The organism is Pseudomonas sp. GW822-FHT03F04, from assembly GCF_058801405.1.
In genome coordinates, this window is record NZ_JBXANF010000008.1 from 207,763 (window position 1) to 232,150 (window position 24,388).

Sequence of the window (24,388 nt, forward strand, 5' to 3'; positions counted from 1 at the left end):
CTTTCCTGTTACTGCCAGCCGAACCGGCGGATGTAGAAGCCTTTTACGGCCTGGGTCAGTGCCATGTACGCCAGCAGGATCACCGGCAGGAACACGAAGTACATCGACGGCAGCGCTTGCAGTTTGAAGTAGTGCGCCAGCGGTCCCATCGGCAGGAAGATGCCCACGGCCATGATGATTCCGGTCATCACCAGCAGCGGCATGGCCGCGCGGCTTTGCAGGAACGGAATCTTCGGCGTGCGGATCATGTGCACGATCAGCGTCTGGGTCAGCAATCCCACCACAAACCAGCCGGACTGGAACAACGTCTGGTGATCCGGGGTGTTGGCATCAAACACGTACCACATCAAGGCGAACGTTGTGATGTCGAAGATCGAACTGATCGGGCCGAAGAACAGCATGAAGCGTCCGACATCCCCGGGCTGCCAGCGTTGCGGCTGTTTCAGCATTTCGTCGTCGACGTTATCGAACGGGATCGCGATCTGCGAAATGTCATACAGCAGGTTCTGCACCAGCAGGTGCATCGGCAGCATCGGCAGGAACGGAATGAACGCACTGGCCACCAACACCGAGAACACGTTGCCGAAGTTCGAGCTGGCGGTCATCTTGATGTACTTGAGCATGTTGGCGAAGGTCCGACGCCCTTCCAGCACGCCCTCCTCCAGCACCATCAGGCTCTTTTCCAGCAGGATGATGTCGGCCGCTTCCTTGGCGATATCGACTGCGCTGTCCACGGAAATACCGATGTCCGCCGTACGCAGGGCCGGCGCATCGTTGATGCCGTCGCCCATGAACCCGACCACGTGGCCGTTGCCCTTGAGGATGCGCACGATGCGCTCCTTGTGCGATGGCGTCAGCTTGGCGAACACGTTGGTGGTCTCTACCGCCACCGCCAGTTCCGCGTCGCTCATGCGTTCGATGTCGTTGCCCATCAACAGGCCTTGTTGCGCGAGGCCCACTTCGCGGCAGATCTTGGCAGTCACCAGCTCGTTGTCGCCGGTCAGCACTTTCACGGCCACGCCGTGTTCGGCCAGAGCCTTGAGTGCCGGTGCGGTGCTTTCCTTCGGCGGATCGAGGAATGCCACGTAACCGATCAGCGTCAGTTCCTGCTCGTCGCCCAGGCTGTAAGTGTCGCGACCTTCAGGCATCGACCGTGCTGCCACCGCTACCACGCGCAAGCCTTCAGCGTTGAATGCTGCTGTTACCTGACGAATTCTCGCCAGCAATTCATCGCTCAAGGCTTCGTCGACTTCACCGTGACGAACCCGGGTGCACACCGACAACACTTCTTCCACCGCGCCTTTGCAGATCAACTGATGCGGTTGGCCGTGCCCTTCGACCACCACCGACATGCGCCGGCGATTGAAGTCGAACGGGATCTCGTCGACCTTGCGAAACGCCGTGCCGACCTTCAGTTCACGGTGGACTTCCACGTGTTCCAGCACCGCCACGTCGAGCAGGTTTTTCAGGCCGGTCTGGTAGTAGCTGTTCAGATAAGCCATTTCCAGCACATCGTCGGAGTCTTCACCCCAGACGTCGACATTGCGCGCCAGGAAGATCTTGTCCTGGGTCAATGTGCCGGTCTTGTCGGTGCACAGCACGTCCATGGCGCCGAAGTTCTGGATCGCATCCAGGCGTTTGACGATGACCTTCTTGCGCGACAGGAACACCGCGCCCTTGGCCAGGGTCGAGGTGACGATCATCGGCAGCATTTCCGGGGTCAGGCCCACGGCGATCGACAGCGCGAACAGCAGGGCTTCGGTCCAGTCACCCTTGGTGAAACCGTTGATGAACAGCACCAGCGGCGCCATGACGAACATGAAGCGGATCAACAGCCAGCTGACTTTGTTCACGCCTTGCTGGAACGACGTCACCCCGCGATCGGTTGCCCCGACCCGCAGCGCCAGCGCACCGAAATAGGTGCTGTTGCCGGTAGTGAGAATCACCGCGACCGCTGTCCCGGACACCACGTTGGTGCCCATGAACAGGATGTTGTCGAGCTCCAGCGGGTTACGCGTATCGCGATCCGCCTGACGGGGGAATTTCTCCACCGGCATCGATTCGCCGGTCATCGCGGCCTGGCTGACGAACAGATCCTTGGCGCTGAGCACCCGGCAATCGGCAGGAATCATGTCACCGGCCGAGAGCACGATCAGATCGCCGGGCACCAGTTGCTTGATCGGCAGTTCAGTGCGCGGCGCATCCCGGCGCAGCACGGTGGCGGTGTTGCTGACCATCGCCTTGAGCGCGTCGGCCGCCCGGTTGGATTTGCTTTCCTGCCAGAAGCGCAGCAGGGTCGAGAGCACCACCATCGAGAAAATCACGGTGGCGGCCTTGAGGTCGTCCGTCAGCCACGAGATCACCGCCAACAGGGTCAGCAGCAGGTTGAACGGGTTTTTGTAGCAGTGCCACAGGTGGGTCCACCACGGCAGCGGTTGCTCATGCTCGACTTCGTTGAGGCCATGCTGCGCACGCAGCACATCGACTTCGAAATCGGTGAGGCCGTCGGTGTGGGTACCGAGGTTCGACAGCAGCACGCCGCTGTCGCAATGGGCGGCGTCCACCAATGTGTTGGCCAGGGTGGGCGGCACTTCACGGCTGACCGTGGTGTCGCGAAGACTTTCCAGCACGGCCAGACGACGGAAGTGCCGGGCGATGTGACGGGTCCGCAGGAAGCCTGCGAAAAATTCCTTGAGCGTAAGTTTCATGGCTGTTGCCCCTATGGTCAGCCGGGAAACCGTCAAGCAGGTACGTCCAGCCCTCTTGCACCGAAAAATTCGGCACGGCAAGGGTTGGCGCGCCGGTCAAAAAAGACAGGCGTGTCGATAGGGCTGCGATTGCGACGAAAAAGTCGAAACCACGCTCTTTTCAGCGTCGATGAGAAGGACGTCGGGACATGGTCTCAACTGACCATGATCGGGATGCCGCTGCTCGCTGTTCGGCGAGACAACGGCACAAAGGAATGCGCGTTATCTTGCCGAGAATCTGCCGGTTACAAGGACCGGCCGACAACTGTCACTCGAACAAGTACCCACTGTGGGTCTCCGCTATTGATGAAAACGCGCGAAGCTTACGCCCCGATGCCTGGAGAGTAAACCCGTAAAAGGAATGAGGTCGGGAGATGTGGAGGTCATTCAGGAAGGGTTCAGGATTGACCTCGAAACGACTCCCGCGCTCGGCGTGGGAGTCGTCAGGACGTCATCAGCTGGCCGTGGCCAACAACAAGTCCATCACCGAACGGCTGTGCCCACGGTGCTTGCCATGCTCATACAGCGAGCCGGCGATCTCGTCTGCACGGATCGGCAGGATCGACAGCAACGTATCGCTCAGACCGTGGCTGGCCTGGCAGAAGCCCTGCATGTACAGACCGGCCTTGCAGCGCTCGTCGGTGATCAGTTTGTAGTTGCGATCGACCTCGAAGTCGCCCAGGTACTCTTCCAGCGGCGCCAGCAGTTTGCGATGCATCTGACGCTCGTAACCGGTGGCCAGCACCACCGCGTCGTAGGCACGCACGGTGACTTCGCCGGTAGCGTTGTTGCGCACGGTCAGTTCGATACCGTGCTCGGTGGCGGTGGCTTTCTCGACAGTGGTCAGGGTGCGGAACGCATGGCGCGCCACGCCCGAGACTTTCTGCCGATAGAAAATGCCGTAGATGCGCTCGATCAGGTCAATGTCGACCACCGAGTAGTTGGTGTTGTGGTACTCGTTGACCAGACGCTCACGCTCGCTGCTCTTCTGCTGGAAGATCAGGTCGGTGAATTCCGGCGAGAACACTTCGTTGACGAACGGGCTGTCGTCCGCCGGTTTCAGCGCCGAGCCGCGCAGGATCATGTCGACCTGCACCGACGGGAACGAATCGTTCAGATCGATGAACGCTTCCGCCGCGCTCTGGCCGCCACCGATGATCGCGATGCTCATTGGCTGATTATTGACGCACGGCTGCTTGGCCATCTCCGCCAGGTACTGCGAGTGGTGGAATACTCGCGCATCGCCCTTCAGTGCCTTGAAGGCTTCGGGAATGCGCGGTGTGCCGCCGGCACTGACCACTACCGAACGTGCGGTGCGAACGAATTGCTGGCCGTCCACACCACGGGAAATCACCCGCAGCGCTTCAACCTGATGGTTGTGCAGCACCGGTTCGATGGTCAGCACTTCTTCGCCGTAGCGGCTCTGTTCGGTGAACTGCGCGGCCACCCAGCGCAGGTAGTCGTTGTACTCCATGCGGCACGGATAGAAGGTGCCGAGGTTGATGAAGTCCACCAGACGACCGTGCTGCTTGAGGTAATTGACGAACGAGTACGGGCTCGTCGGATTGCGCAGGGTCACCAGATCCTTCAGGAAGGAAATCTGCAACTCGCTCTGGGTCGAGAGCGTGTTGCCGTGCCAGCTGTAGGTCGGTTGCTTGTCGAGAAACAGCACATCCAGTTCACCCTGGGTCGGGCCGCGCTCTTGCAGAGCGATGGCCAGCGCCAGGTTCGAAGGGCCGAAACCGACGCCGATCAGGTCGTGAACGATGGGCGATGCAATTGCCTGTGTCATTTCCAGTGTCCTCTGGATGTACCCCTCAACAGCGGGGATGAAGCCTGGGTGACCTGACCGGCCTTGTGCAGGACAGCAGATCGTCTGTTGAGTAGGAACGAGGACGGTGAAAAAAAATTTAACCGGGAACGATCAATGTCCATCCCATTGCTTGATGCGCACTCGGCAATGTTTCATGGCGTTGACGATGTGTTTTTCGACCAAGGCCTTGGAAATACCCAGGCACTCGGCGATCTCCGGGTGCGACAGCCCTTCGATCTTGCGCAGCAAAAAGCTCTCGCGGCACAACGCCGGCAACTCGGCCAGTGCACGCTGCAACAGCGCCAGGCGCTGGCCATGATCGAGACTGTGATGAGGAGAAGGACTGAAATAGCGCTCTTCGCTGTCGAGCACATCAAGGGATTCAACCTGGCGCGAAGCATTGCGCCGGTGGTCATCGATCACCAGATTGAGCGCCGTGCGGTAGAGAAATGCGCGGGGCTGCTCGATTGGCGTGTCGCTGGAACGTTCCAGTACCCGCAGATAAGCGTCATGCACCACATCTTCGGCCACCTGGCGGTTGCCTAGCTTGGCGTTCAGGAAACACACCAGCTCGCGATAGTAGTTTTCCAACATGACTCCCGGCCGCAGGGTGCGGTTTCGATCCTTGAGCCAGACCGGCGATCTGCCAAAACAGGCAGTGGCACGATGGTGGCAAATTCAGACGCGTAATTTATAGTAATTCTCATATAGATTTAAAGCGCTGTTTCCATTTGCCCGACAAATTGTTGCCAGCTATACCTGTTACCGCGTTTTTCAGCGCTTAAATTCCCCACCCCGTCTCTCGTTTAAAGGACAGCCCCCCGTATCTGTCGCGCCCTGCGACAGCGTTCGACCGTGGCCCGTTCGCGGTGCCTGCTGAACGACGGGCCGATTTCCACTGGCCGGAACCCTGCATGAAACGTCCCCGCCCCGCCCGACGCGCCCTGCTCATCGCCCTTTGTCTGATTCCCGTTATTGCTGTTGCCGCCTGGCAAGTCTTGCCGCCCGGTCGGGACAAATTCGCCACCGTGCAAGTCTCCCGTGGCGATATAGAAAGCAGCGTGACCGCACTCGGCACCCTCCAGCCTCGCCGTTACGTAGATGTCGGCGCCCAGGCGTCGGGGCAGATTCGCAAGATCCACGTGGAAGTCGGCGACGTGGTCAAGGAAGGCCAACTGCTGGTGGAAATCGACCCGGCCACGCAAAAGGCCAAACTCGACGCTAGCCAGTTTTCCATCGAAAACCTCAAGGCGCAGTTGCAGGAACAACAGGCTCAACACGAACTGGCGCGCCAGAAGTACCAGCGCCAGCAGAACCTGGCCGCCGGCGGCGCCACCCGAGAAGAGGACGTGCAGACCGCCCGCGCCGAACTCAAAGCCACACAGGCGCGGATCGACATGTTCCAGGCGCAGATCCGTCAGGCACAGGCAAGTCTGCGCAGCGATCAGGCCGAACTCGGCTACACCCGGATCTTCGCGCCGATGGCCGGCACCGTGGTTGCGCTGGACGCTCGCGAAGGCCAGACACTCAACGCCCAGCAACAGACGCCACTGATCCTGCGGATCGCCAAGCTGTCGCCAATGACGGTCTGGGCGGAAGTTTCCGAGGCCGACATCGGCCACGTCAAACCGGGCATGAGCGCTTATTTCACCACCCTCAGCGGCGGCAACCGGCGCTGGAGCAGCACCGTGCGGCAGATCCTGCCAGTGCCGCCCAAACCGCTGGACCAGACCAGCCAGGGCGGCGGCAGCCCGACCAGCACCAGTAAAAGCGGTGCCGGTCGCGTGGTGCTGTACACCGTGTTGCTGGATGTCGACAACGCCGACAACGCGCTGATGGCAGAGATGACCACGCAAGTGTTCTTTGTCTCGAATCAGGCGAAAGACGTCCTCACCGCACCGATTGCGGCCCTGCATGGCAGCACCAAACCCGACAGCCAGATTGCCCGGGTCGTGGCACAGAACGGCGACATCGAGCAACGCACCGTGCGCACCGGCATCAGCGATCGCTTGAAAGTGCAGATCCTCGACGGCCTCAGCGAAGGCGATCATCTGTTGATCGGCCCGGCCGACGGCAACGGAGGCTGAATGCAAACGCCCCTGATCGACCTGCAGGACATCCGCAAATCCTACGGCGGCGGTGACGCACCCGAAGTTCACGTGCTGCGCGGCATCGACCTGTCGATCCATGCCGGCGAGTTCGTGGCGATCGTCGGCGCGTCCGGCTCCGGCAAATCGACGCTGATGAACATCCTCGGCTGCCTCGACCGGCCCACGTCCGGCGAATACCGCTTTGCCGGGGAAAACGTCGCCGGCCTGGACACCGATGAACTGGCCTGGCTGCGTCGCGAAGCCTTCGGTTTTGTGTTTCAGGGATACCACCTGATTCCGTCCGGCTCCGCCCAGGAAAACGTCGAGATGCCGGCCATCTATGCCGGCATTCCCGCCGCCGAGCGCCATGCACGGGCCGCCGCCCTGCTCGAACGCCTCGGTCTGGCCTCGCGCACCGGCAACCGTCCCCATCAACTGTCCGGTGGTCAGCAACAACGGGTGTCGATTGCCCGCGCCTTGATGAACGGCGGTCATATCATCCTCGCGGACGAACCGACCGGCGCCCTCGACAGCCACAGCGGCAAGGAAGTCATGGCGCTGCTCGACGAGCTGGCGAGCCAGGGCCACGTGGTCATTCTCATCACCCACGACCGTGAAGTGGCGGCCCGGGCCAAGCGCATCATTGAAATCAGCGACGGCCTGATCATCCGCGACAGCGCCAAGGAAGATCCCACCGTGCAGACCAGCGCCAACCCCGGCGCCTTGCAGGCGGTGGATCTGCGCAAGCGCCTGAGCGAGGGCAGCGAAGCAAGCGGCGCCTGGAAAGGCGAACTGGTCGACGCAGTGCAGGCGGCCTGGCGCGTCATGTGGATCAACCGCTTCCGTACCGCCCTGACGCTGTTGGGGATCATCATCGGCGTGGCGTCGGTGGTGGTCATGCTCGCGGTCGGCGAAGGCAGCAAACGCCAGGTCATGGCGCAGATGGGCGCCTTCGGTTCCAACATCATTTACCTCAGCGGCGCCGCGCCGAACCCGCGTACGCCGCCGGGCATCGTCACCCTGGATGAAGTCGCCGCACTGGCCAGCCTGCCGCAGATCACCCGCATCATGCCGGTCAACGGTGCCGAAGCCGGGGTGCGCTTCGGCAACCTCGATCACATGAGTTACATCGGCGGCAACGACACCAATTTCCCGGACATCTTCAACTGGCCGGTGGTCGAAGGCAGCTACTTCACCGAGGCCGATGAGCGCAACGGCGCGGCCGTGGCGGTGATCGGCAAAAAGGTCCGCGACAAGTTGCTCAAGAACGTGAGCAACCCCATCGGCCAATACATCCTGATCGAGAACGTGCCATTCCAGGTGGTCGGCGTACTCGCCGGTAAAGGCGCCAGCTCCGGCGATCAGGACAGCGACAATCGCATCGCCATCCCCTACTCCGCGGCGAGCGTGCGACTGTTCGGAACGCACAACCCCGAGTACGTGGTGATCGCTGCCGCCGATGCGCGCAAGGTCCATGAAACCGAAATGGCCATCGAACAATTGATGCTGCAGTTGCACAACGGCAAGAAGGATTTCGAGCTGACCAACAATGCCGCGATGATTCAGGCCGAAGCCCGCACGCAAAACACCCTGTCGCTGATGCTCGGTTCGATTGCCGCGATTTCGCTGCTGGTCGGCGGCATCGGCGTGATGAACATCATGCTCATGACCGTGCGCGAACGTACTCGCGAAATCGGTATCCGCATGGCCACCGGTGCCCGTCAGCGCGACATCCTGCGTCAGTTCCTGACCGAGGCAGTGATGCTCTCGGTGGTCGGCGGCATTGCCGGCATCGGCCTGGCGCTGCTGGTTGGCGGCGTGTTGATACTCAGCGAAGTCGCCGTCGCATTTTCCCTGGTGGCAATCGCCGGCGCCTTCGCCTGCGCACTGATCACCGGGGTCGTTTTCGGCTTCATGCCCGCCCGCAAAGCTGCCCGGCTCGACCCGGTCACGGCCCTCACCAGTGAATGATCGATCTATGAAACCGCAACTGAGCCTGTTGACCCTTTGCCTGATGCTGAGTGCCTGCGGCAGCCCCGCCCCACGCCCGGAGAGCGGCGTGACCGCCCCCGCCGCATGGCAGTCGCCGACCGGGCAATCGGTGGCGCAGACCAACCAGCAATGGTGGACGCATTTCGCCAGCCCGCACCTGAACCAGTTGATCGGACAGGCGCAAAGCGGCAGCCACGACCTGGCCGCCGCCATTGCCCGCGTACGTCAGGCCCGCGCCAGCACGGTGATTGCGGGCGGTTCGCAATTGCCGGAAATAACCGCAGGCCTGAATGCCAACCGCCAAAAACTGCTGCGCGGCAACGGCTACAGCCAACTGGATGCCGACAGCAGCAACAAGGCTGTGGACTACTTCGACGCCAACCTCAGCGCCAGTTATGAAATCGACTTCTGGGGCGGTCAGGCCGCCACCCGCGAAAGCGCCCGCCAGGGCCTGCGCGCCAGTGAGTTCGATCAGGCCACCGTGGAACTGACCCTGCTCAGCGACGTCGCCAACCGTTACACCCAGGCGCTGTCATTACTGGAACAAAGTCGCATTGCCGCACTGAACCTGGCCAACGCGCAGAGTGTTCTGCAACTGGTGCAGACCCGTTTCAATGCCGGCTCTGCCACCGCGCTGGAACTGGCCCAGCAGAAAAGTCTGGTGGCCGCGCAACAGCGGCAACTGCCCACGGTGCAGCAACAGGCCGAGGACGCGCGAATCGGTCTCGCGGCACTGCTCGGGCGACCGGTGCAGGAATTGCCACCGAGCCTCGAATCGTTCGACCAACTGCAATGGCCACAAATCGCTGCCGGATTGCCCAGCGATCTGCTGATCCGTCGCCCGGACATCGCCCGCGCCGAAGCGCAACTGGCAGCCGCCCAGGCGGACGTCAAAGTCGCCCGCGCCGCCATGCTGCCCAAGGTCACCCTGAGCGCGCAGCTGGGTTCCGGCGCCAACCGCTTCGACGATGTAATGCGCAGCCCGTTCTACAACTTCACCGCCGGGCTGATCGCGCCGATCTTCAATAACGGTCGTCTGTCCGCAGAACGCGACAAGGCAACCGCTCGCCAGGAAGAACTGCTGGAAACCTATCGCGGCGCGATCATCAATGGCTTCGCCGACGTGGAAAAAGCCCTGAACAGCATTCAGGGTCTGGATCAACAGCGGCAATGGCAGACCGAAGAGCTGAATCAGGCGCAGACCGCCTTCAACCTTTCCCAAAACCGCTACCAGGCCGGCGCCGAAGACTTGCTGACCGTGCTGGAAACCCAGCGCACGCTGTACGCCGCGCAGGATCTCAACGTGCAACTGCGACTGGCGCGGATGCAGGCGAGCATTGCGTTGTACAAAGCGTTGGGTGGGGGTTGGGAGACGCGCTGAAAAACAAAAGATCGCAAGCTGCGATCTTTTGCTTCAAACCTTGGCTTTCAAATGACGCGCATACCACGGCCGCTGCGGCACGCGGCGGAACAGTGCGGCGAGTTTCTTCTCGTCGCCGATGAAGGTGATGCGCAGCGCCAGCTTCATGGTCTCGGGATCCATCTCCACTGACTTGCCCACCTGCAAACCCGGCGTGGTGCTGCAACCATGAGTGGTCGGCCCCAGCCACGGATCCGCGACCTCGTTCCAGCGCCCCGGCGCAAACCACTGCACACCGTTGACCACTTGCCGGGTGACTTCGCCCGGATGGAAACGTTCGTGAGCGCGGAACCAGTCCTCGATGCGGTCATCGATCCAGCCGTGGAAATGCCAGAACACCGGATTGACATGGGATGAAAACGGATCGCCGAGGAAGTCGTTTTCCGCCGCGAACCAGCGTGCGGCGAAATCCGCCGGATCCCGGGCAAACGGCACCGGTTGGCCGTTGGACGGATCGCGCGGCACCGAGGCCCAGCGCATGTGCAGCCAGTCGTGCAGCCCCAGTTCCACTTCTGAACCGAACTGGCCCAACGTGAGCTTGGCCAGATAGCCCGGATCGCGGTACTGCGACTCCCAGACCTGAAAGTTGCTTTCATAGGTCTCGGCGGTTTTCAGGTCGCTGACCCATTGGCTGTACTCATTGTCGCCATCGGCCAGCCACGTCGGCGGCAGTGCCGTGCCGTCGTGGTTGTCGAAGTAGCGGGCGAAACCGACCCGATCGCGGATCAGTTCGGGCTGCGGCAGCGGGAAATACTCCCACGACGGCAGATCCTGCATCGAACGCGCTGTGCCCAGCATGTGCCGGTGCATGAAGAAAAAGTCGACGCCCGAACCGTTGCGATCCTTACGGTCGCCACGGGCATCGCGCTCGTTGTCGCGCGGGCCGGGCTGCCAGCCGAGACCGCGCAACGCGTTGCGCTTGTCTTCGGCCAGGGTGTGCCACTTATCCCGCGTCGCATGCCAGACCTGGTGAAACAACCGATGCTCGGGAGAGATCAGCCACGCCAGCAGCGTCGGATTCAGCGGCGTGCGCTGCCGGGCTTCGGGGAACAGATGTTTGACGGCAATGAAACGGTTGTCCTGCATCGGCAGCGCCAACGGCCGATCCAGGCGTGACACCCGACCGCTGAGGCTGCCGCTGCCGGCGTTGCCGAAATCGGCCCAGACTTCGTCGAGGATCATTTGCAGTTCGTAGTCGATATGACCGTTGGCACTGATCAGCCGCCAGCTCAACTTCGCCGCGTCGCCCTCGGCCAGATCACCGATTATTCGGTAACGCGGTGTTTCGCCAGAGCGCAGACGCTCGGGCGTATCCAGAAAACCGCAGACACCGCGCCCCTTCTGGCCGATGTCGAGGAACACTTGCAGACCGCTTGCCGGCAGCCCTTCGACGCCGGCGTCGCGGCCCTCGAAACGGATGTCCCAGACCCCGCGCAACTTGTTCGCCAAACGCTGACCGGCCATGTCGGCCACGTCGAACGACGCCTCGCCGGGGGTGATCGTGGGGTCCGGTCTGGTCCATTCACGATGACCAAAATAAGCCGCAGGCACCGCAGCGCCAGTCAGCGCCAGGCCTGCCATGAACCATCGTCGAGAAATCTTCATTGCCCTACCTGTGTCAGCCATGAAGCAGGCTTTATCCAAGCTAGAACGTACGCTGCCCCGACAAATTTAAGGGCGCCCCCGCCACAGGGCGATGCGACTAAATTTCGTTGCCAATCACTCGTTCTTTCCAGATAGCAATGGCCCCTGCGCCAGTACCTCGACGGCGAACCTGACTGAGATGGCAATGACAAAACCACGTTCGAAAAAGGCTCTTTTCATTGGCCTGCCACTGGCCCTGGCGATCAGTGCCGCAGCAGGCTTCGCAGCCTGGGATTACTGGCTCAACGACAACCCCGGCTATCCGGCCAAGGTGATGGACCAGGCCCGCGAGATGCACCAGCACCTGCTGTCGTTCGACAGCCACATCACCGTCCTCCAGGACTTCGGCACCCACGGCAATGAGGCCGACAAGGACGGCCCCGGGCAATTCGACCTGATCAAGGCCAATCGCGGGCAACTGTCCGGTGCGGCGCTGACGATTTTCGGCTGGCCAGAGCTGTGGAACGGCGCCAATGCGCCGCACAAGCCCACGGCGGGTTTCGTTGAAGAGGCGCGCAACCAGCAGGAGATCCGCTACAAGATCATCTCCGGCATGGTCCGCGACTTCCCCAATCAGGTCGGGATTGCCTACACGCCCGATGATTTCCGTCGCCTGCACGGCGAAGGCAAGTTCGCGATTTTCATCAGCATGCTCAACGCCTACCCGCTGGGCCACGACCTGAACCTGCTGGACCTGTGGACGGCGCGCGGCATGCGCATGTTCGGCTTCAGCTACATCGGCAACAACGACTGGGCCGACTCGTCCCGGCCACTGCCGTTCTTCAATGATTCGCCGGATGCGCTCGACGGTCTCTCCGACATCGGCAAGCAAGCGGTCAAGCGCCTCAATGATTTGGGCGTGATCATCGACGTGTCGCAGATGTCGACCAAAGCCCTGGAACAAGTCGCACAACTGAGCCGTACACCAATGGTGGCCTCGCACTCGGCGCCTCGGGCGATGGTCGACATCCCCCGCAACCTCAGCGACAAAGAACTGCAACTGATCAAGAACAGCGGCGGCGTGGTGCAGGTGGTGGGTTTCTCGCAGTACCTGCGCCCGCTGACCCAGACCACTCAGGACAAGCTCAACGAACTGCGCAAGAGCTTTGACCTGCCGCCACTGCCCAACCTCGCGATGGCGCTGATGCCGGGCGACCCGATCATCGCCGCGTGGCCCGAGGCCAAGTTCGGCCAGTACGCCAGCCGCCTCTACGCGATCCTCGATGAAGAACCCAAAGCCACGCTCAAGGACTACGGCGACGCCATCGATTACACCGTGCGCAAGATCGGCATCGACCATGTCGGCATCAGCTCCGACTTCAACGAAGGCGGCGGCGTCAAAGGCTGGGAGAACGTCGGCGACATCCCCAACGTCACCGCCGAACTGATTTCGCGCGGCTACTCCGAAGCCGACATCGCCAAGCTCTGGGGCGGCAACTTCCTGCGGGTCTGGGATCAGGTGCAGAAAGCCGCCCGACCTGCGCTGATTTCACAGCAGGACAAGATCAAGCCATGAGTGATCGTCGTACGTTTCTCAAGCAGGCGGGAATTCTCGCCGCCGGCCTGCCGCTGGCCTCGGGCATCGTCCAGGGCGCCAGCCCCGCCAGTACCGCGAACGTCGCGCCAGCAGCGCCGGCACAGGACAAGTGGGCGCAATTGCGCACGCTGTTCGAGCAGGATCCGGACTGCCTGCACTTCTCCAACTTCCTGATCACCTCGCACCCCAAACCGGTGCGTGACGCCATCGCCCAGCACCGCGCCGCCCTCGACAAGAATCCGGGACTGGCGATGGACTGGGACCTGGGCGTGATCGAGCAGCGCGAGGAAGAAGTGCGGGTCTGGGCCGGGCGCTATCTGCAAGCCGACGCCAGACAGATCGCCCTGACCGGCAGCACCACCGAGGGCCTGGCGATGATTTACGGCGGCGCCCATGTGCGTGCCGATCAGGAAATCCTCACCACTCAACACGAACACTACGCCACCCACACCATCCTCGCGCTGCGCACGCAGCGTGAAGGCACCAAGGTGCGCAAGATCCGTCTGTTCAAGGATCCGCACACGGCGACCAAGGCCGAAATCCTCGCGGCCATCGACAGCAACATCCGCCCCGAAACCCGCGTGCTGGGCATGTGCTGGGTGCATTCGGGCAGCGGCGTGAAACTGCCGATCGCCGAAATCGGCGCATTGGTCGACAAGCACAACAAGGGCCGTTCGGACGATAACCGGATCATCTATCTGGTGGACGGCGTGCACGGCTTCGGCGTCGACGATCTGAGCTTCCCGGCGATGAACTGCGACTTCTTTATCGCCGGCACCCACAAGTGGATGTTCGGCCCGCGCGGGACCGGCATCGTCTGCAGCCGTTTCGATCAGGTCAGGTACGTCACGCCGATCATTCCGACCTTCTCCGAAGCCACCGCGTTTTCCACCACCATGACCCCCGGCGGCTACCACGCCTTCGAGCACCGCTGGGCCTTGAACGAAGCGTTCAAATTGCACCTGCAACTGGGCAAGGCCGACGTCCAGGCACGCATTCACGCCTTGAACAGCTACCTGAAAAAACGCCTGCAGGAACACCCGCAGATCGAACTGGTCACGCCGCTGAGCCCCGAACTGTCCGCCGGCTTCACCTTCTTCCGGATCAAGGGCAAGGACTGCGACAAGATCGCCGCCTACCTGATGCAGAACAAGGTGATCGCCGATGCCGTCGACCGCGACGTCGGCCCGGTCATTCGCAGCGCGCCGGGCCTGCTGAACAACGAACAAGAAATCGACCGCTTCATGACCGTGCTCGTCAGCCAGATCTGAGCACCGCGAACTCCTTTAAACCTGTTATCGAGAGAAATGATGAACAGTGAGCTACGTAGTTTTTCCATCAAGTCGCTCCCCGCGCTGACCCTGGCCGCCCTGCTCGCCAGCCTGTTGCCGGGGCTGGCGCAGGCGGCTGAACCACTGCAGCCGGGCAAGGTGTTCAAAGACTGCAAGGACTGCCCGGAAATGGTCGTGCTGCCCACCGGCACGTTCACCATGGGCACCCCGGAAGACGAAGTCGGCCGCGAACCGGACGAAGGCCCGATGCACCCGGTGACGTTCGCCAAACCGCTGGCCATCAGCCGCTTCCAGGTCCTTCGGGGCCAGTGGGACGCCTACCTCAAGGACACCGGTTATCAGATGCCCGACGGTGATGATCGCGAGGGCCGCGCGTGCAAGGCCGGGATTCCGGATTACGCGGGCAGCGACCCGCGCAAGCAGTACACCGACAGGCATCCGGCCGTGTGCATGGACTTCGCCGAGGTCAACGCGTACGTGGCGTGGCTCTCGAAAAAGACCGGCAAACAATACCGTCTGGTCAGTGAGTCTCTGCGCGAATACGCCGCGCGTGCCGGCAGCACCGGACCCTTCCCGTTCCCGTTCGATGAGGGCAAGGAATACAGCATCGCCAAACACGCCAACACCTACGGCGCGGCCGATGGCTACAACTTCACCGCACCGGCCGGCAGCTTTCCGGCCAACGCCTTCGGCGTCTATGACATGCACGGCAACGTCTACGAATGGACGGCCGACTGCTACAACGAAAACTACGTCGGTGCCCCGAGTGACGGCAGCGCGTGGCGGAGCGGCGACTGCACCATCCAGCGCATCCGCGGCAATGACTGGGGCGAAGCGCCGGTGTTCTCGCGTTCCGGCAACCGCAACGCGGTCTACCCCAAAGTGCGGGGCGACTGGCTGGGCTTTCGTGTAGCCCGCGACCTCTGATCCCCCCCGGCGTCGACCATCGGGTCGACGCCCTCCCGGTTTTTCTCGAATCATCGCCCCCAGCGGCCTCCAAAAGCGGAATCCCCCCATGACCACTAAATCCCGTGGCGCCATCAGCGAAGTTCTCAGTCTGCTCAAGCCCTATTGGCTGGTGGTCATGATCTCGATCATGCTCGGCATGGTCGGTGGCCTCAGCGTCACGGCGTTGCTGGCGACCATTAATGACGCCCTGAACGCCAACGGCAGCCCGTCGCTGGGCGTGCTCGCCAGTTTCGCCGGGCTCTGTGCACTGGCACTGTTGAGCTCGATCCTGTCCGACATCGGCACCAACCATGTCGGCCAGCACATCATTGCCGGACTGCGAAAATCCCTTGGCGAAAAAGTCCTGCTGGCGCCGATCGAACAGATCGAACGCTTCCGTAGCCATCGCCTGATCCCGGTGCTGACCCACGACGTCGACACCGTCAGCGACTTCGCGTTTTCCTTCGCGCCGCTGGCCATCGCCTTCACCGTCACCCTCGGTTGCCTGGGTTACCTGGCCTACCTCTCGGTGCCGATGTTCGCGCTGCTGCTGGTGGCGATCATCATCGGCACCGTCGTGCAGTACGTCGCCCGGGCCAAAGGCATCAAGGGTTTCGAAGCCGCCCGTGAAGCCGAAGACGAACTGCAAAAGCACTACAGCGCCATCGCGGCCGGTGCCAAGGAACTGCGCATCCATCGCCCACGCCGTCAGCGCATGTTCAGCCAGCGCATCGAAGGCACCGCCGATTACATCTGCAACACCCACATCCGTTCGATCAACACCTTCGTGGTCGCCAAGACGTTTGGCTCGATGCTGTTCTTCGTCGTAATCGGGCTGGCACTCGCCCTGCAATCCTTCTGGCTGGGCACCGACAAAGCGGTGCTCAGCGGTTTCGTGCTGGTGCTGCTGTACATGAAAGGCCCGCTGGAATACCTGGTGACCACCCTGCCGGTGGTCAGTCGCGCCAACATCGCCTTCAAACGCATTGCCGATCTGGCGGAACAGTTTTCCTCCCCGGAACCCCACCTGCTGCTGAGCGACACCGCCAGCGCCAAACCGGTGGTCGAGCATCTGGAACTGCGTGACGTTCACTACGCCTTTGCCGCCGTGGACAACAACAAACCGTTCACCCTCGGCCCGGTCAACCTGTCGATCCGTCAGGGTGAAATCGTGTTCATCGTCGGCGAGAACGGCGGCGGCAAAACCACCCTGATCAAATTGCTGTTGGGGCTGTACGCGCCAAAGGGCGGGGAAATCCTGCTCAACGGTGCACCCGTGGTGGCCGAGAACCGTGACGATTACCGTCAGTTGTTCACCACGATTTTTGCCGACTACTACCTGTTCGACGAACTGGTGCAAGGCGATCAACAAGTACCCGAGGACGCCAATCGCTACCTCGAACGCCTGGAGATTTCGCACAAGGTCAGCATTCGCGATGGCGCGTTCAGCACCACCGACCTGTCCACCGGCCAGCGCAAGCGCCTGGCCCTGCTCAACGCGTGGCTGGAGGAACGTCCGGTGCTGGTGTTCGACGAGTGGGCGGCCGATCAGGACCCGGTGTTCCGGCGGATTTTCTACACCGAGCTGCTGCCGGAACTCAAATACCTGGGCAAGACCATCATCGTGATCTCCCACGACGACCGTTATTTCGACGTCGCCGACCAACTGGTGCGCATGCAAGGCGGCCAGGTCATCAGCGAAAAAGCCCCGGCAGCCGTCTGCTGAACCGGCCCGCCCCTGTCGAGTGTTAAGAGAAAGCCATGAACGAACTTCTTGATGATGACCTGCTGGCGCTGCTGTTGGCCGATGCCGACGCCGTCGAGCCAGACCCGGTCGCCACCCGCCGCGCACGCCTCGATCGGGCGCCGCTGTCGTACGCCCAGCAGCGCCTGTGGCTGGTGCAGCAACAGGCACCGGCGAATGCCGCCTACAACTTGCCGCGCGCCCTGCGCCTGGACGGTGACCTCGATCCGCAGGCGCTGGAAACCGCGCTCAACGCGGTGATCGATCGCCACGACATCCTGCGCACTGCCTTTCGCGAAATCGACGGCGTGCCGACCCAGGTGGTCGAGCGCCAGACACGCCTGAACCTCAAGCGCCAGGACCTTTCCTCGCTGGATGAGGACACCCGTCGCCTGCACCTGGAACAACGCCTGCAAACCCAGGCCCTGCAACCGTTCGACCTGAGCCACGCACCGCTGATCCGCACCACCCTGGTCAAGACCGCCGAGCGTGAACATGTGTTGCTGCTGAACATGCACCACATCGTGTCCGACGCCTGGTCCAACGCAATCCTCATGCAGGATCTGGCGCGCGCCTACGCGCAGGCCAGCGCCGGCCTCAGCCCGGTACTGAGCGAGTTGCCGATCCAGTACAGCGACTACGCGCAGTGGCAACGCAGCGAGTACCTCGACGGCGTGGCCTGCAAGCGCGCCGACCATTACTGGCGTCAGTACCTGGGTCGCGAACTGCCGGTGCTTGAGCTGCCGGTCGATCATGCCCGCGCCGAAGGCCAGCAACACCTGGCCGGGCGTCATTCTCTGAGCCTTGAGCCCACAGCGCTGCAAGCCCTCAACCGTTTCTGCCAGCACGAGAGCCTGACCCCGTTCGTATTGGCGATGGGCGCCTGGCAACTGCTGCTCGGCCGCTACAGCCAGCAGCGCGAATTCACCGTCGGCGTGCCCAACGCCAGCCGCAACCGCAGTGACAGCCAGGAACTGGTGGGCTTTTTTGTCAGCAGCCAGGTGTACAAGGCGACGCTCGACGGTCAGCAACCAGCGCGGGATTTTCTCCAAGCCTTGCGCGCGCACTCGCTGGCGACGCTGGAACACGCCGATTACCCGCTGGAGTTGTTGTTCGATCAACTGCAACGCGGCAGTGCGACCTCGCTCAATCCGCTGTTCCAGGTGTTGTTCAACTGGCGCACGGGCGGCGGCGAGCCGGCGGCCGTGGAATGGGGCGGGCTGAACCTGCAATTTCTCGATGCCGGCGAAAGCCAGGCCAAGTTCGACCTGTCGCTGGACGTCGACTTCAGCCCGCAGAACCTGCAAGCCACGTTCGAATACAGCCGCGACCTCTACACCCCCGCCACCATCGAGCGCTTGGCCCGGCACTGGCAGCAATTGCTGCTGCAACTGATCGCCCGCCCCGATTTGCGCCTGGACGAGTTGCAGTTGCTTGATGCCGAAGAGCATCGGCAGACCCTCGCCGAATGGAACCCGCAGCAGACCCGAATCGCCCCGTCGCTGTGCCTGCACCAGTTGATCGAAGCGCAAGTCGCCCGCAATGGCGCCGCCATCGCCCTGACCTTCGGCGAACAACAGGTCAGTTACGCCGAGCTCAACCGCCAGGCCAACCGTCTGGCCCACCGATTGATCGCCAACGGTGTCGGCCCGGACGTGTTGGTGGGCATCGCCGCCGAGCGCTCGCCGCAGATGCTGATCGGCCTGCTGGCGATTCTCAAGGCCGGCGGCGCCTATGTGCCACTGGACCCGGCCTACCCGGCTGATCGCCTGGCTTACATGATCGAGGACAGCCGCATCGACTGGGTCCTGACCCAGTCCCATCTGCGTGAACAATTGCCATTGCCGGCCCACGTGCGTTGCGTGCTGCTCGACGACGCCACGAACCTGAGCGACGCCGCCGAGCACAACCCCGACGTGGCCGTGCAGCCGGACAATCTGGCGTACGTGATCTATACCTCCGGTTCGACCGGCAAACCCAAGGGCGCCCTGCTCGCGCATCACAACGTCGTACGTCTGTTCGAAGCCACCACTGGTTGGTTCGGCTTCGATCAGAACGATGTCTGGAGCCTGTTCCATTCCTATGCCTTCGACTTCTCGGTCTGGGAGATCTTTGGTGCGCTGCTGTACGGCGGTCGCCTGGTGATCGTGCCGCACGCCGTCAGCCGTTCGCCGCAAGACGTCTACACGCTGCTCTGCGAGGAAAATGTCAGCGTGCTGAACCAGACGCCGTCGGCGTTCAAACAGCTGATGAAAGTCGCCTGCGAAGCCGACCAGCCGTTGACCCAGCAACTGCGCTACGTGATTTTCGGCGGTGAGGCGATCGAGGTGAAAAGCCTGCGCCCCTGGTTCGAACGCTTCGGCGATCAGGCCCCGCAACTGATCAACATGTACGGCATCACCGAAACCACGGTTCACGTCACCTACCGGCCGCTGTCGCTGGGCGACCTGAATATCGAGTCCGCCAGCCCCATCGGCGTGCCGATTGCCGACCTGTCCTGGTACCTGCTGGATGAAGGCCTCAACCCGGTCGCCAAAGGCTGCACCGGCGAGCTGTACATCGGTCGTGCCGGGCTGGCCCGGGGTTACCTGAACCGCACCGACCTGACCGCCACGCGCTTCATCCCCGACCCGTTCGACAGCGTTCCGGGTGGGCGCCTGTACCGTACCGGCGACCTCGCGAAGTACTGCAACGACGGCAGCATCGAATACGTCGGGCGGATTGACCATCAGGTAAAAATCCGTGGTTTCCGTATTGAACTGGGCGAGATCGAGGCGCGTCTGCTCGATCAGCCGCAGGTGCAGGATTGCGCGGTGCTCACCCACGACGGCCCGAGCGGCCTGCAATTGGTGGCCTACGTCATCGCTGCGGACTCGTCGGAGTTGCGCGACACCCTGATCACCGCACTGCGTGCGCAATTGCCCGATTACATGGTGCCTGCGCACCTGTTGTTCCTTGAGCGTTTCCCGCTGAACGCCAACGGCAAACTCGACCGCAAGGCCCTGCCGGAGCCGGATGCCAGCCTCTGGCAACGAACCTACGTGGCGCCGGGCAATCCGCTGGAAGAAGCGCTGGCCAGTCTTTGGCAGCAGTCGTTGAACATCGAGCGCGTGGGGATCACCGACAACTTCTTCGAGTTGGGCGGCCATTCGATTCTCGCGATCCAGTTGATCGCCCAGCTCAAGGCGCAGCTCGACATCGAAGTGCGCCTGCAAGAGCTGCTGGCCCACCCGACCATCGCCGAACTGTCCGCTTTCGTCGCCCGCCAGCATTTCGCAACCGCGCAATGCGTGGTCGAACTCAACAACGCACCGGCCGACGCACCGGCACTGTTCTGCCTGCACCCCAGCGGCGGTATCGTGTTCTGCTATCAGCCACTGGCCAAACGCTTGAACAACCGGGCGAAAGTCTACGGCGTGATGCATCGCGGCTTCTCGCAGCAACACAACGACGCGCAAACCTGGTCGGAGATGATCGCCGACTACAGCCGTGAAATCGTCGACACCCAGCCGCAGGGGCCTTATCACCTGATGGGCTGGTCGCTGGGTGGTCCACTGGCCATGGACGTGGCCGCGACACTGGAGTCTCAGGGTCATGAAGTGGCGTTTCTGGGGCTGGTCGACGGTACCGTGCCGGCTTCGGCCTTCCCTACCGACCTGCCACGCTTCCTGCGAGCGGACGACGAAGCGCTCGGCGTCACCTCGGAAGAAGTGCTCGACGCCGTGCACTACTTCAACCTGCTGTTCCCGACCCTGGCACTGCGCACCACCGCCTACCTGCAAACGTCGCCGCATGGCAGCGTCAAAGACTTCTATGACTGGGCGGCCGGTCAGGTCGAGCCGGGGCAAGGTGACTTGCTGGCCACCGTGCAGAACATCAAGAATGAAGTCATGAACGCCCAGGCGTTCTCGGTGCATGAGCGTCTGGTGGAAGCCTTCGACGCCTTCACCTTCAAGCCACTGCGGGTCAAACCGAGTTGCTGGTGGGCGGTGCCTGAAAAGACGGCTGAAGAACTGTCCTTCAGCCAGGCGTTGATCCAGCGCTACAGCCTGTCGGGCGAACTGAACTGCTCGCTGCTGTCACCACTGGAACACCGCAGCATGATCTTCCAGGATGAATTGCTCGAACCCCTGATCGATACGTTCCTGAGTAACAGTCGAGTGCGCTGAGCCCTCTGCGCAAGACCCAAAAACCCCGTCAATCCTTGATTGACGGGGTTTTTCTTTGGGCGCTTTTTCAGGCATCCGTCGCTGAAGCCAGGCGCCGTCGATTTCTTCCGGGCAATAAAAAACCCGGCCTGCAATGACAGACCGGGTTCGGGTATTACCGGTGGATCAGAACTGCGGTTTGTACGTCACGCTGAACATCACGTTACGCGGATCGCCGTAGTAGCTGTTGCTGTTGATCTGGGCGAAGGCCGGAATGATGTAGCGCTTGTCGAACATGTTGTTCAGGTTGACGGCCAGGTTGACCTCGTCGGTAGCCTGGTAGGCAACGCGCGAACCCCAGATGGCAAACCCCGGCAGATCGAAGCTGCGGTCGAAGCTGACCGTGCTGCTCTGGGCATTCACGCCGGCACCGACGCTGACCTTGTGGAAATCACCCGGCAGGGTGTAGTCGCCCCACAGGCGGAACATGTGCATCGGCGTACCGGTGGCGAAGCGCTTGCCCTTGAGGTCGGAGTCTTCGAGGAACTTGGTGGTGTTGTAGGTATAGCCGCTGGAAATCTGCATGCCATCGAACAGTTCGCCGGCGATTTCCGCTTCCAGACCCTGGCTGCGAACCTTGCCCGACGCCGTCGAGCAGTACCAGCCGTTACAGGCCTCCGGCCCTTCGATGTCAGTGGTCAGGTCAGACACGGCGCGGTTTTTCTGGATGTAGCGGAACAACGCCAGGGACGTGTTGAAGCGGCCATCCATCAGCTCGCCCTTGATACCCAGCTCGTAGTTGGTGCCTTCGATCGGCTTGAGCGCGGTCTTCTCTTTGGTCAGCTGGGTTTGCGGAATGAACACTTCGGCAACGCTGCCGTAGGCCGACCACTGTTCGTTGAGCGCATACACCATGCCGACGTAAGGCGTCACACGGCCGGTGCTCTTGATCGAGTTCTTCTCGCCGCCTTCCTGCAGTTCGCGGGCGAAGTAGTTGTCCTGGTCGAAGGAGAAGTCATACCAGCTGGTACGCGCGCCGAGGATCAGGGTCAGCGGATCGGTCAGGTTGATTCTGTAACTGCCGTAGAGGCCTTTCTGGCGAACATCGTAGGTGCTCACGGCCAGGTTGGCGTTGTCGGCGATCATGTCGAACGACTGCTGCGGACGGTTGTGATCGATGTCGAAAATGTCTACGCCCGGCGTGAACTGACGCGCGTATTTGTCATCGCTGGTGAACTTGGAGTAGTTGGCACCCACGGTCAGGCCTTGCTTGAAGCCGAAGCCTTCAAACTGACCGTCGAGGTAGATGTCGAACGCACGGTTCTTGTTGGCGAAGTCAGTCGAGTAATCGGAGAAACGCGGGCCGGTGCTGCCGCCCACCGGAACCACGCCGGCAACGAACTGATAAGTAGCCTCGTTGGACTCGTTCATGGCGATGGCCGAGGCCTTGATTTTCCAGCTGTCGTTGAAGTGGTGTTCAAGGTCGGCGTACACCGCGGTCTGGTCGTTCATCGAACGGTTCCAGGTTGCACCGGTGTAGGTCGAGCGCGGCAGGTTGATGTTGCTCGCGTCGGCGTAGCGCGGCAGGCCCAGCAGGTATGGACGGCCGTGGCTCTTCTTGTTGCTGAAACCGATGCCGAGCACGGTGTCTTCGTCCAGATCAAAATCCAGGGCGCCGTACACGGTCTGTTCCCAGTTCCAGGCGTAGTCGGTGAACGAGTGGTCTTTTTCATAGTTGACCACTGCACGACCACGGATGGTGCCGGCATCGTTCAACGGGCCACCGACGTCAGCCTGGGAGCCATAACGATCCCAACTGCCCGCCTTGGCAGTGAGGGTCACGGTCGGTTCGGCCTGGCCGCGTTTGCGCACCATGTTGATCGCGCCGCCCGGGCTGTTCGCGCCTTGCAGCAGGCCGGCCGCGCCACGGATCACTTCCATGCGGTCGTAGATCGCCATGTTTTCGGTGATGTAGCTGCCCAGCGCATACACGTTGCGCGGGATCGGCACGCCGTCGTACTGGATCGCTTCGATGTCGAAACCACGAGAGTAAATGAAGATGCCCGGGCCTGGCGACTTCAGCGCGGTCAGGCCGGTGGTGGCTTCGACGGCCTGGGTCAGGTTGCTGATGTTCTGGTCATCCATGCGCTTGCGGGTCAGGACGCTGACCGACTGCGGGATGTCCTTGAGTTTCTGCTGGCCCTTGCCGATGGTCACGGCACCGGTGGTATAGGAATTGGTGCCTTCGGTGGTGGTGCCCAGCGCGGTGGCGTTGATCGTGGTGGCACCCAGTTCCAGACCTTTGGCGCTGCCACTGCGCACCAGCATCAGGGTGTTGCCTTCCACGGTGAAACGCACATCGGTGCCGCGCAGGAGCTGGCCGATGGCCGACTCCGGGGTCATGTTGCCTTTGACTGCAAAGCTCTTGAGGCCCGCCAGATCATCGGCGCTGTAGATGACCTGCATGTTGCTCTGCTCGCCAAACGCTTGCAGCGCCTGTGGCAGGGACTGTGCCGCGATATTGAAGGCTTTGTCTTCGGCCTGGACCTGAGCACTGAGCGGCAGCAGGCACGCCATGCCCATCCCCGCCAGTACAGAGCGCGAGCGCAACGTTCGGGAAATCACCAGGGCCTTGAACAGGGGTTTCAATTCGTGAATTACGGACATTGTGCTCTCTATTATTGGTCGAAGTGGAAAAGCCTGCGGGCCGCCGAGCGCCCCTCGAAATGCATACCCGCGCTCCGGGATCGTTCAATCATGTGAATCGATCGACTGGCCCCTCCCCGGGCAGCAGTCGCCCGCGCAGTGGCGCGAGCCGGTCATGGGTTGCGTAAGAAATCCGTTTGTTGCCGCGTGAAAACCTGACTGAAAAGGCCCTTTTTCGAGTCATTTCACGCGCTTACGTTAGTAAGACGGAGCAGACCGGAAAAACCGGAATGCGTTTGTTTATCATTTGTGAAATAAATTAAAAAAAACCGTCGCACTGGGGCGACGGTTTTTCCTGGCTGGACGG

Annotated in this window: 13 protein-coding genes; 8 read left to right on the forward strand and 5 right to left on the reverse strand. The window is 61.9% G+C overall.

The window, feature by feature from the left end:
- Window positions 1-8: 8 nt before the first annotated feature.
- The 3 genes from mgtA to AC1RMX_RS20390 form a co-directional block, all read right to left on the reverse strand.
- Window positions 9-2,708 carry a magnesium-translocating P-type ATPase gene (gene mgtA / locus AC1RMX_RS20380; protein WP_096821165.1) on the reverse strand — a complete coding sequence of 900 codons (2,700 nt, stop codon included), beginning with the start codon at window positions 2,706-2,708 and terminating at the stop codon, window positions 9-11.
- A gap of 493 nt (window positions 2,709-3,201) precedes the next feature.
- On the reverse strand, window positions 3,202-4,539 hold the full coding sequence (locus AC1RMX_RS20385) for a lysine N(6)-hydroxylase/L-ornithine N(5)-oxygenase family protein (RefSeq protein ID WP_096821164.1): 1,338 nt from the start codon (window positions 4,537-4,539) through the stop codon (window positions 3,202-3,204).
- A gap of 132 nt (window positions 4,540-4,671) precedes the next feature.
- Window positions 4,672-5,154, reverse strand: a complete 483-nt coding sequence (locus tag AC1RMX_RS20390) for a sigma-70 family RNA polymerase sigma factor (protein ID WP_096821163.1) — start codon at window positions 5,152-5,154, stop codon at window positions 4,672-4,674.
- 320 nt (window positions 5,155-5,474) lie between these two features.
- Between AC1RMX_RS20390 and AC1RMX_RS20395 the strand changes: the two genes are divergently transcribed.
- The 3 genes from AC1RMX_RS20395 to AC1RMX_RS20405 are packed head-to-tail and all read left to right on the forward strand — an operon-like array spanning window position 5,475 to window position 10,023.
- The gene (locus AC1RMX_RS20395; protein WP_096821162.1) at window positions 5,475-6,647 is read left to right on the forward strand and encodes an efflux RND transporter periplasmic adaptor subunit; all 1,173 of its coding nucleotides are present in this window, start codon (window positions 5,475-5,477) and stop codon (window positions 6,645-6,647) included.
- Window positions 6,648-8,621: a MacB family efflux pump subunit gene (locus AC1RMX_RS20400; protein WP_493072851.1), complete on the forward strand. Its 1,974-nt coding sequence runs from the start codon at window positions 6,648-6,650 to the stop codon at window positions 8,619-8,621.
- 7 nt (window positions 8,622-8,628) lie between these two features.
- The gene (locus AC1RMX_RS20405) at window positions 8,629-10,023 is read left to right on the forward strand and encodes an efflux transporter outer membrane subunit (RefSeq protein ID WP_493072852.1); all 1,395 of its coding nucleotides are present in this window, start codon (window positions 8,629-8,631) and stop codon (window positions 10,021-10,023) included.
- Window positions 10,024-10,056: 33 nt separating this feature from the next.
- Here AC1RMX_RS20405 and pvdP read toward each other — a convergent pair whose 3' ends face one another.
- Window positions 10,057-11,667, reverse strand: coding sequence for a pyoverdine maturation tyrosinase PvdP (gene pvdP / locus AC1RMX_RS20410; protein WP_096821159.1), 1,611 nt, complete (start codon window positions 11,665-11,667; stop codon window positions 10,057-10,059).
- Window positions 11,668-11,851: 184 nt separating this feature from the next.
- Between pvdP and pvdM the strand changes: the two genes are divergently transcribed.
- The 5 genes from pvdM (at window position 11,852) to AC1RMX_RS20435 (ending at window position 21,396) form a co-directional block, all read left to right on the forward strand.
- Window positions 11,852-13,222, forward strand: a complete 1,371-nt coding sequence (pvdM, locus tag AC1RMX_RS20415; RefSeq protein ID WP_102621958.1) for a pyoverdine-tailoring dipeptidase-like protein PvdM — start codon at window positions 11,852-11,854, stop codon at window positions 13,220-13,222.
- On the forward strand, window positions 13,219-14,514 hold the full coding sequence (pvdN, locus tag AC1RMX_RS20420) for a pyoverdine-tailoring periplasmic protein PvdN (protein ID WP_096821157.1): 1,296 nt from the start codon (window positions 13,219-13,221) through the stop codon (window positions 14,512-14,514). The genes pvdM and pvdN overlap by 4 nt, the downstream gene beginning before the upstream one ends.
- Window positions 14,515-14,553: 39 nt before the next feature.
- Complete coding sequence (pvdO, locus tag AC1RMX_RS20425; protein WP_096821156.1) at window positions 14,554-15,462, forward strand: dihydropyoverdine dehydrogenase; 909 nt, start codon at window positions 14,554-14,556, stop codon at window positions 15,460-15,462.
- An 88-nt stretch (window positions 15,463-15,550) separates the two neighbouring features.
- Window positions 15,551-17,209, forward strand: coding sequence for a cyclic peptide export ABC transporter (locus AC1RMX_RS20430; RefSeq protein ID WP_085732444.1), 1,659 nt, complete (start codon window positions 15,551-15,553; stop codon window positions 17,207-17,209).
- A 35-nt stretch (window positions 17,210-17,244) separates the two neighbouring features.
- The gene (locus AC1RMX_RS20435; RefSeq protein WP_493072854.1) at window positions 17,245-21,396 is read left to right on the forward strand and encodes an amino acid adenylation domain-containing protein; all 4,152 of its coding nucleotides are present in this window, start codon (window positions 17,245-17,247) and stop codon (window positions 21,394-21,396) included.
- 165 nt (window positions 21,397-21,561) lie between these two features.
- Here the strand turns inward: AC1RMX_RS20435 and AC1RMX_RS20440 are convergent, their stop codons facing one another.
- On the reverse strand, window positions 21,562-24,042 hold the full coding sequence (locus AC1RMX_RS20440; RefSeq protein ID WP_493072855.1) for a TonB-dependent siderophore receptor: 2,481 nt from the start codon (window positions 24,040-24,042) through the stop codon (window positions 21,562-21,564).
- Window positions 24,043-24,388 lie beyond the last annotated feature (346 nt).

Bases quoted from the DNA above. Each gene is read 5' to 3' on its own strand.
- mgtA (WP_096821165.1), bottom strand. From the start codon at position 2,708: ATGAAACTTACGCTCAAGGAATTTTTCGCAGGCTTCCTGCGGACCCGT.
- AC1RMX_RS20385 (WP_096821164.1), bottom strand. From the start codon at position 4,539: ATGACACAGGCAATTGCATCGCCCATCGTTCACGACCTGATCGGCGTC.
- AC1RMX_RS20390 (WP_096821163.1), bottom strand. From the start codon at position 5,154: ATGTTGGAAAACTACTATCGCGAGCTGGTGTGTTTCCTGAACGCCAAG.
- AC1RMX_RS20395 (WP_096821162.1), top strand. From the start codon at position 5,475: ATGAAACGTCCCCGCCCCGCCCGACGCGCCCTGCTCATCGCCCTTTGT.
- AC1RMX_RS20400 (WP_493072851.1), top strand. From the start codon at position 6,648: ATGCAAACGCCCCTGATCGACCTGCAGGACATCCGCAAATCCTACGGC.
- AC1RMX_RS20405 (WP_493072852.1), top strand. From the start codon at position 8,629: ATGAAACCGCAACTGAGCCTGTTGACCCTTTGCCTGATGCTGAGTGCC.
- pvdP (WP_096821159.1), bottom strand. From the start codon at position 11,667: ATGAAGATTTCTCGACGATGGTTCATGGCAGGCCTGGCGCTGACTGGC.
- pvdM (WP_102621958.1), top strand. From the start codon at position 11,852: ATGACAAAACCACGTTCGAAAAAGGCTCTTTTCATTGGCCTGCCACTG.
- pvdN (WP_096821157.1), top strand. From the start codon at position 13,219: ATGAGTGATCGTCGTACGTTTCTCAAGCAGGCGGGAATTCTCGCCGCC.
- pvdO (WP_096821156.1), top strand. From the start codon at position 14,554: ATGAACAGTGAGCTACGTAGTTTTTCCATCAAGTCGCTCCCCGCGCTG.
- AC1RMX_RS20430 (WP_085732444.1), top strand. From the start codon at position 15,551: ATGACCACTAAATCCCGTGGCGCCATCAGCGAAGTTCTCAGTCTGCTC.
- AC1RMX_RS20435 (WP_493072854.1), top strand. From the start codon at position 17,245: ATGAACGAACTTCTTGATGATGACCTGCTGGCGCTGCTGTTGGCCGAT.
- AC1RMX_RS20440 (WP_493072855.1), bottom strand. From the start codon at position 24,042: ATGTCCGTAATTCACGAATTGAAACCCCTGTTCAAGGCCCTGGTGATT.